The organism is Streptomyces sp. NPDC020898 (assembly GCF_044333925.1).
GTDB lineage: Bacteria > Actinomycetota > Actinomycetes > Streptomycetales > Streptomycetaceae > Streptomyces.
In genome coordinates, this window is sequence record NZ_JBIRRV010000030.1 from 71,790 (window position 1) to 79,620 (window position 7,831).

Annotated in this window: 8 protein-coding genes; 7 read left to right on the forward strand and 1 reads right to left on the reverse strand. The window is 73.7% G+C overall.

What is annotated here, in order from left to right; translation table 11 throughout:
* Positions 1 to 131 precede the first annotated feature (131 nt).
* From ssd to ACH4TV_RS45820, 7 genes are all read left to right on the forward strand, one after another.
* Complete coding sequence (ssd, locus tag ACH4TV_RS45790; protein ID WP_398407399.1) at positions 132 to 1,238, forward strand: septum site-determining protein Ssd; 1,107 nt, start codon at positions 132 to 134, stop codon at positions 1,236 to 1,238.
* A complete protein-coding gene (locus ACH4TV_RS45795; RefSeq protein WP_398407400.1) occupies positions 1,235 to 2,443 on the forward strand; it encodes a TadA family conjugal transfer-associated ATPase in 1,209 nt (402 codons plus the stop codon). The genes ssd and ACH4TV_RS45795 overlap by 4 nt, the downstream gene beginning before the upstream one ends.
* Positions 2,444 to 2,448: 5 nt before the next feature.
* A complete protein-coding gene (locus ACH4TV_RS45800) occupies positions 2,449 to 3,312 on the forward strand; it encodes a type II secretion system F family protein (protein WP_398407408.1) in 864 nt (287 codons plus the stop codon).
* 37 nt (positions 3,313 to 3,349) lie between these two features.
* On the forward strand, positions 3,350 to 4,159 hold the full coding sequence (locus ACH4TV_RS45805) for a type II secretion system F family protein (RefSeq protein ID WP_398407401.1): 810 nt from the start codon (positions 3,350 to 3,352) through the stop codon (positions 4,157 to 4,159).
* A gap of 74 nt (positions 4,160 to 4,233) precedes the next feature.
* Positions 4,234 to 4,452, forward strand: coding sequence for a DUF4244 domain-containing protein (locus ACH4TV_RS45810; protein ID WP_398407402.1), 219 nt, complete (start codon positions 4,234 to 4,236; stop codon positions 4,450 to 4,452).
* Positions 4,439 to 4,807, forward strand: coding sequence for a TadE family type IV pilus minor pilin (locus tag ACH4TV_RS45815; RefSeq protein ID WP_398407403.1), 369 nt, complete (start codon positions 4,439 to 4,441; stop codon positions 4,805 to 4,807). The genes ACH4TV_RS45810 and ACH4TV_RS45815 overlap by 14 nt, the downstream gene beginning before the upstream one ends.
* Positions 4,804 to 5,256 (forward strand): Rv3654c family TadE-like protein, encoded by a 453-nt coding sequence (locus tag ACH4TV_RS45820; protein WP_398407404.1) that lies wholly within the window; start codon positions 4,804 to 4,806, stop codon positions 5,254 to 5,256. Before ACH4TV_RS45815 ends, ACH4TV_RS45820 begins: the two co-directional genes overlap by 4 nt.
* A 9-nt stretch (positions 5,257 to 5,265) precedes the next feature.
* Here the strand turns inward: ACH4TV_RS45820 and ACH4TV_RS45825 are convergent, their stop codons facing one another.
* A complete protein-coding gene (locus ACH4TV_RS45825) occupies positions 5,266 to 7,752 on the reverse strand; it encodes a DEAD/DEAH box helicase (RefSeq protein ID WP_398407405.1) in 2,487 nt (828 codons plus the stop codon).
* Positions 7,753 to 7,831 lie beyond the last annotated feature (79 nt).

Genomic DNA, 7,831 nt, shown 5'->3' on the forward strand with positions numbered 1-7,831 from the left:
TTCTATCGGCCGTGCATATGGAGGCCGCTCACCGGTTCTTCACATGTTGGTGAATCGCGGGGCCGCAGGGGCTGCGCGAGAGGCGCGGCAGACATGCGGCACGGAAGAAGTAGCGAAGGGGGCCGGAAACCATGGCAGGAGCCATCACACACGACAACGACCAGTCCGCGGCCGAGGGGCGGCAGAGCGGACCGCTGATCGTCACCGAGGACGCGGACCTGCTCGACGACCTGCTGCGCCTGTGCGCGGCGGCCGGTGCCACACCCGAAGTGCATCACGGGGTGCCCGAACGCGGAGGTGGCTGGGAGGCGGCACCGCTCGTCCTGGTCGGCGACGACGCCGTACGCCGGGTGCGCGGGGCCTTGCGCCGGCGGGGAGTGGTGCTGGTCGGGAGGGACCAGGACGACTCCGGGGTCTGGCGGCGGGCCGTCGAGATCGGCGCCGACCACGTCCTGATGCTGCCCGACGGCGAACAGTGGCTCGTCGACCGCATCGCCGACGTCGCCGAGGGCGTCGGCAGGCCCGCGCTCACCGTCGGCGTCATCGGCGGCCGGGGCGGGGCCGGAGCGTCCACGCTGGCCTGCGCGCTCGCCGTCACCTCCGCGCGTGAGGGACTGCGCACCCTGCTCGTGGACGCGGATCCACTGGGCGGCGGACTCGATGTACTCCTCGGCGGTGAGACGGCCGACGGACTGCGCTGGCCGGCCTTCGCCGCCTCGCGCGGCCGGGTCGGCGGCGGCGCTCTGGAGGAGTCGCTGCCGAAACTGCACTCCCTGAGGGTGCTGAGCTGGGACCGCGGGGACTGCGTGGCCATCCCGCCCCAGGCCGTACGGGCGGTGCTCGCCGCGGCCAGACGCCGCGGCGGTGCGGTCGTCGTCGACCTCCCGCGGCGCATCGACGACGGCGTCGCCGAGGTCCTCGCCCAGCTGGACGTCGGAATCCTGGTGGTCCCCGGCGAACTGCGCGCGGTCGCGGCGGCCGGCCGGGTCGCGTCCGCCGTCGGCATGGTCCTGCGCGACCTGCGGGTGGCCGTACGCGGGCCGTACACGCCGGGACTGGACGACCACGAGGTGGCCCGGCTGCTCAACCTGCCTTTGGCAGGCGAAGTCCCCGTCGAATCGGCTCTCTCGCGCCCGCACGAGGGCAAGGCGCCGCCGGGAGCGGCGGCACGCGGACCGCTCGCCCGGTTCTGCACGGTGTTCTGGGAGCGGGCGCTGGCCGAGGCGGGTGGCGCATGAGTGCCGGGCGCTGGGACGACGGACCGGGCGCGTCCTCCGGGCTGCTGGACGGCGTACGCCAGTGGCTGGCCGAGAGCGGGGCCGAGGCGACACCCGCGCGCGTGGCACAGGCTCTGCGGCAGCAGGGGCGGGTGCTCGGGGACGCGGAAGTGCTGGGCGCGGCCGAGCGGTTGAGGTCCGAGCTGGTCGGCAGCGGGCCGCTGGAGCCGCTGCTCACCGATCCGTCGGTCACCGATGTGCTGGTGGCGGCCCCGGACAGGGTCTGGGTGGACCGGGGCGGCGGGCTGGAACTGACCACCGTCTCCTTCCCGGACGCGGGCGCCGTACGCCGTCTCGCGCAGCGTCTCGCCGCGGTGGCCGGACGACGGCTCGACGACGCCAGACCGTGGGTCGACGCCCGGCTTCCCGACGGGACACGCCTGCACGCGGTACTGCCCCCGGTGGCCGTCGGCTGCACCTGCCTGTCACTGCGGGTGGTACGGCCGCGCGCCTTCACCCTGGAGGAGCTGATGGCCGCGGGGACGGTACCGCCGGGCGGCGACCGGGTGCTGCGCGCACTGCTGGAGGCACGGCTCTCGTTCCTGATCAGCGGCGGGACGGGGTGCGGCAAGACAACGCTCCTGAGCGCCCTGCTGGGGCTGGTCGGCCCGGGCGAGCGGATCGTTCTTGCCGAGGACTCGGCGGAGCTGCGCCCCGACCATCCGCACGTCGTACGCCTGGAGACCAGACCCGCCAACCAGGAAGGCGCGGGACTCGTGTCGCTCCAGGACCTGGTGCGGCAGGCGCTGCGGATGCGGCCCGACCGGTTGGTGGTCGGGGAGGTGCGCGGGAGTGAAGTTGTCCACCTGCTGGCTGCCCTCAACACGGGTCATGAAGGCGGTTGCGGGACGGTCCACGCGAACGCGGCGGCGGACGTACCGGCACGGCTGGAGGCGCTGGGCACGGCCGCGGGGCTCGACCGGGCGGCGCTGCACAGCCAGGTGGCGGCCGCGTTGTCGGTGGTGCTGCATCTCGTACGGGACCGGGCCGGGCGGCGCCGGATCGCCGAGGTGCATGTGCTGGAACGGGACCGGTCGGGGCTGGTGGTGACGGTGCCGGCGCTGCGGTGGGGCGAGGAGGCGTTCGTGTACGAGCGGGGGTGGGAGCGGCTGCGAGGGCTGCTTCGCGCCGGTGGCGACAAGGGGCAGGGGAGTGAGGGCACGTGACGGGGATGGGCGAGCTGTCGATGGGTGCGGCGGCCGGAATGTGTGTCGGGGCGGTCTGCTGGCTGTTGGGCGGGAGGTATCCGGGGGCACGGCGGGCGGAGTTGCTGCTCGCCGGGGGCGGGGCCGGGGGGACCGGGCCGCCACCGTGGGAGCGGGCGGTGGGTGAACTGCGGCGGCTGCGGGGGCGGTTGCGGGCCGAGTGGTGGTCGGTGGCCGTCGGGCTGGTGGTCGCCCTGCTGGGCGCCTCCGTGGTGCCGGCGCTGGTGGGCGCGGCCGGGGTGCCGTTGCTGCGCCGGGTGCGGCGGGCCGGGGAGGCGCGACGGGCGCGGGAGCGGCGCGGCGACGAGGTGATCGCGCTGTGCGCGGCGCTCGCCGGTGAGGTGCGCGCCGGGCGGCAGCCGGGGGAGGCGTTGCTGCGGGCGGCACGCGACTCCGGCGGGCTCGGCGAGGCACAGGCGTCGGTGCTGGCGGCTGCACGGTTCGGCGGCGACGTGCCCGGGGCGCTCGCCGCGGCAGCCCGACAACCGGGCGCCGAAGGGCTGTTGGGCCTCGCCGCGTGCTGGCGGGTGGCCGTGGACCAGGGCGCCGGACTGGCGGCCGGCCTGGACCGGCTCGAAGGGGCTCTGCGTGCCGACCGGGATCAACGTGCGGACCTGCGCGCCCAGTTGGCGGGCTCCCGGTCCACGGCGGTGATGCTCGCGGGCCTGCCGGTGCTGGGGCTGGCCCTGGGCACGGCCCTGGGCGCCGACCCCCTGCACGTGCTGCTGCACACCGGCGCCGGACTGGGCTGCCTGCTGGTGGGCGGGGTGCTGGAGGGCGTGGGGCTGTGGTGGGCGCTGCGAATCGTGCGGGGAGCGGAGGCGGCATGAGGGCCGGGGGAGCGGGCGACGGGAGAGGGGCGCCGGGATGAGTGCGGAGGTTTTCCACAGGCTGGGGGTGCTGCTGGGGGTCGCGCTGGCCCTGGGGTGGCTGCTGCGGCGGATCGAGACGGCACGGCGTGAGCGCAGGGTGCGCCGGAGGCTGGCCCGGCTGCTGGCACGGGAACTGGGGCTGGAACGGGAGCGGGAACGGGCTGTGGTGGGGCGGTGGTTCGGGGCGCGGGGTGCCGTACGGCGGTGGCTGCCCGTCGTGGGCGCAGTGAGCGCCGGGTGGGTGCTGGTCGGCGGTGGGGCCGGGGTCGCGGTGGGGCTGGTCGCCGGGTTCGGGCTGTGGTGGTGGCGACTGCGGCGGCCGGCCGGCGGTACGGCGGAGGAGGTCGACGCGGCCGAGGCGGCTCGGCAACTCCCGCTCGCCGCCGATCTGCTGGCGGCCTGCATCGCGGCAGGTGCCGGTCCGGTGATCGCGGCCCAGGCCGTGGGCGAGGCGCTGGCGGGACCCGTCGGGGAGCGGCTGGCGCGGGGCGCGGCGGAGGTACGGCTCGGCGGCGAACCGGCCGAGGCCTGGCGGAGGCTGGCGTCGATACCGGGAGCAGGTCCCCTCGCGAGGCTCCTGGAGCGGGCCGACGAGTCGGGCGTACCCGCGTCGGAGCCCGTCGCGCGCCTCGCCGCCGACACCCGCGCCGACTGGGGGCGCACGGCGACGGAACGGGCCCGGCGGGCAGCCGTCATGGTCACCGCGCCGGTGGGGCTGTGCTTTCTGCCCGCGTTCATTGCGATCGGCGTACTGCCCGTGGTGATCGGACTGGCGGACGGGTTGCTGGGCGGGGGTGGCGGATGACGTGAGCGGTGCGTGATCAGAAGCAGTTCGTTAGTAGCGGTTCATCAACAGAGTTGAAATTAAAGGGAGTTGAGATGTTCGCAGTCGTACGGACACAGATGTGTGCCCTGGTGTGCAGGACGCGTGCGGTGCTTGTGGCACGGCGGGACGCCGGAATGGTCACTTCGGAATATGCCGTCGGCATCATCGCGGCGGTCGCGTTCGCCGCGGTGCTTTACAAGGTGGTGACGAGCGGCCAGGTCAACTCGGAATTGCAGGCCATCGTGAAGAAGGCCCTCGATGCAAAGATGTGAACCCCGGGGACGGGACGGGGGGTTCGTGACCGCGGAGGCAGCCGTGGTGCTGCCCGCGCTGGTGCTGTTCTCGATGGCGCTGGTCTGGGCGTTGCTCGTCGCCGCAGCGCAGATCCAGTGCGTGGACGCGGCCCGGGCCGGTGCCCGGGCGGCCGCCCGGCAGGACCCGCCCGACGCGGTGGCCGAGGTGGCTCGCAGTGCGGCACCGAGCGGGGCGGAGGTCACCGTCAGCAGAGAGGGTGACCTGGTCCGTGTGGCAGTCGTGGCTCGGCCGCCGGGGCTCGGGGATCTGACCGTCGATGTCGAGCACGAGGCGGTGGCCCTGGCGGAGGAGACGGTGGGGGTGGGCACATGAGAAGCGGACGGCTCGCGAGGGCTGCTTCCACGTACGCGCGCCGATCGGACCGTGGCTCCGCGACCGTCTGGAGTGTCGGTGCCATCGCCGTCCTCTGCGTGGTGTTCGGCATCGTGCTCGCCGCGGGGCAGGCCGGTGTGGCCCGGCATCGAGCCGCCGCCGGTGCGGACCTGGCGGCGCTCGCGGCGGCGGACCACTGGACGCAGGGCGCCTCGGCGGCCTGCGCTCGGGCGGACCGGGTGGCTTCAGCACAGGGCACACGGCTTGTTCGGTGCGCGATGGTGGGCGAGACGTCCGACCTGACGGTGACAGCGGGCCGGGGCCTGTTCGCGGCGGAGGTCAGATCGAGGGCGGGTCCACCTGGCCCACCTGGCCCACCTGGGCCGTCTGGGCTGCCTGGACCACCTGGATCGCCGGTACCAACGGGTCAGCCTGCTCCGCCCCCGTAGGGGCCCGTCCTAAGCCTTCTCCACCTTCTCCACCGTCTCCGGCTTCTCCTCCGGGGCCCCTTGCAGCAGAACCGTCAGCAGCCGCACCGCTCCCCGCTTGTGCAAGGGCTCGTTGCCGTTGCCGCACTTGGGGGACTGGATGCAGGACGGGCAGCCGGCGTCGCACTCGCAGGAGGCGATGGCCTGGCGGGTGGCCGTCAGCCAGGAACGGGCCGTGTGGAAGGCGCGCTCCGCGAAGCCGGCGCCGCCCGGGTGACCGTCGTACACGAAGACCGTGGGGAGGAGGGTGTCCGGATGGAGCGGGACGGAGACGCCGCCGATGTCCCAGCGGTCGCAGGTCGCGAAGAGGGGCAGCATGCCGATCGACGCGTGTTCGGCGGCGTGCAGGGCGCCGCCGAGGATCTCCGGGTTGATGCGGGCGGCGTCGAGCTGGTCCTCGGTGACCGTCCACCACACGGCGCGGGTGCGCAGCGTACGCGGAGGGAGGTCGAGCTTCGTCTCGCCCAGGACCTCACCGGTGATGACACGTCGACGCAGGAAGGAGACGACCTGGTTGGTCACCTCGACGGAGCCGTAGCAGAGGCGGCCGTCGCCCCACGGGATCTCGGTGTCCGTCTCCAGGACGGCGATGGACGTCGTGTCGCGGGCGACCGTCGAATACGGCGGGCTCGCCTCCTCGACCAGGGCAACGGAGTCCGCCAGGTCGAGGGAGCGGACGAGATACGTCCGGCCCTGGTGGAGGTGGACCGCGCCCTCGTGCACGGTCGTGTGCGAGGCGCCCGCGTCGACCGTGCCGAGGAGCCGTCCCGTGCCCTCCTCGACGATCTGGACCGGGGTGCCGCCACCGCCCCGGATGTCGGCCAGGTCGGCGGCCCGTTCACGGCGTGTCCAGTGCCAGGCCCTGGCACGGCGGCGGAGCAGTTTCGCGGCCTCCAACTGGGGGAGCAGGGCTGCCGTCTCGGGGCCGAACAGCTCCAGGTCGCCGTCGGTCAGGGGGAGTTCCGCCGCCGCCGCGCACAGGTGGGGGGCCAGGACGTACGGGTTGTCCGGGTCGAGGACCGTCGACTCGACCGGCTGGTCGAACAGGGCCTCCGGGTGGTGGACGAGGAACGTGTCCAGCGGGTCGTCGCGGGCGACCAGGATCGCCAGCGCGCCCTGCCCGGCGCGTCCCGCGCGGCCCGCCTGCTGCCACAGGGAGGCACGGGTGCCCGGGTAGCCGGCGATCAGGACGGCGTCCAACCCGGAGACGTCGATGCCGAGTTCGAGGGCGGTGGTGGCGGCGAGGCCGAGGAGTTCGCCGGAGTGGAGCGCCTGTTCGAGGGCTCTGCGCTCCTCGGGGAGGTAGCCGCCTCGATAGGCGGCCACGCGGCGGGCGAGGGAACGGTCGACCTCGGCGAGGCGCTCCTGGGCGATCACCGAGATCAGCTCCGCGCCGCGCCGGGATCGTACGAAGGCCACCGAGCGGACGCCCTGGACGGCGAGGTCGGTCAGCAGGTCGGCCGTCTCGGCGATGGCCGTACGGCGGACGGGAGCGCCCTTCTCGCCGTGGAGGTCGGTGAGCGGGGGTTCCCAGAGGGCGAACACCAGTTCACCGCGGGGCGAGGCGTCGTCAGCGACCTCGACCACCGGAAGGCCTGTCAGGCGGCGTGCGGCGACAGACGGTTCGGCGGCCGTGGCGGAGGCCAGCAGGAAGACCGGGGAGGCGCCGTAGCGGGCGCAGAGGCGGCGCAGACGGCGCAGGACCTGGGCGACGTGGGAGCCGAAGACACCGCGGTAGGTGTGGCATTCGTCGATGACGACGTACTTCAGTGACTTCAGGAAGGAGGACCAGCGGGGGTGGGAGGGCAGGATCCCCCGGTGCAGCATGTCCGGGTTGGTGAGGACGTAGTTCGCGTACTGGCGGACCCACTCGCGTTCCTCGACGGGGGTGTCGCCGTCGTACACGGCTGGTCGTACGGCGTTTCCCAAAGGTTGTGAAAGTTCCTTCACGGAACGTCGCTGGTCGGCCCCGAGGGCCTTGGTCGGTGCGAGGTACAGGGCGGTCGCCCCGCGGCCGTTGGGGGCCTCGGAGCCGTCCAGGAGGCACGAGAGGACCGGGACGAGGTACGCCAGCGACTTGCCCGAGGCGGTGCCTGTGGCGACGATCACACTGTCGCCGTCCAGGGCGTGCTCGGCGGCCAGTGCCTGGTGGGCCCAGGGGTGTTCGATTCCGGCGGCCTGGACAGCGGCGATGATCTCCGGGCGAATCCGGTCAGGCCAGACGGCATGGCGGCCCGCGCGAGGGGGCAAGTGCTCCGTATGAGTGATGCGCGAAGCCCGGCTCGGCCCCGAGGCGAGCCGGCCCAGGATCGTGCCCGGATCGGGCCGCGGAGCGGCGAAAGTCGAGGGTCGATCAGATCGGTGATTCTTGGCCATCGGGATCGAGTGTGTCACTGGCGTGACGGACAATGGGCCCAAGGCGTCGTGCACGCCCTGCGGTAAGTGATTGAATGCCATCGCGGCTGGCGAACCGTCCTGGGGACTCTGCCGAGGTGTCCCTTGGGATGACCGCTCGATAGCAAGGTGCTGGAGGATC

What these genes read in the sequence shown, in the direction of transcription:
- ssd (WP_398407399.1), top strand. Translation starts at nt 132, where the DNA reads ATGGCAGGAGCCATCACACACGACAACGACCAGTCCGCGGCCGAGGGG.
- ACH4TV_RS45795 (WP_398407400.1), top strand. Translation starts at nt 1,235, where the DNA reads ATGAGTGCCGGGCGCTGGGACGACGGACCGGGCGCGTCCTCCGGGCTG.
- ACH4TV_RS45800 (WP_398407408.1), top strand. Translation starts at nt 2,449, where the DNA reads ATGGGCGAGCTGTCGATGGGTGCGGCGGCCGGAATGTGTGTCGGGGCG.
- ACH4TV_RS45805 (WP_398407401.1), top strand. Translation starts at nt 3,350, where the DNA reads ATGAGTGCGGAGGTTTTCCACAGGCTGGGGGTGCTGCTGGGGGTCGCG.
- ACH4TV_RS45810 (WP_398407402.1), top strand. Translation starts at nt 4,234, where the DNA reads ATGTTCGCAGTCGTACGGACACAGATGTGTGCCCTGGTGTGCAGGACG.
- ACH4TV_RS45815 (WP_398407403.1), top strand. Translation starts at nt 4,439, where the DNA reads ATGCAAAGATGTGAACCCCGGGGACGGGACGGGGGGTTCGTGACCGCG.
- ACH4TV_RS45820 (WP_398407404.1), top strand. Translation starts at nt 4,804, where the DNA reads ATGAGAAGCGGACGGCTCGCGAGGGCTGCTTCCACGTACGCGCGCCGA.
- ACH4TV_RS45825 (WP_398407405.1), bottom strand. Translation starts at nt 7,752, where the DNA reads ATGGCATTCAATCACTTACCGCAGGGCGTGCACGACGCCTTGGGCCCA.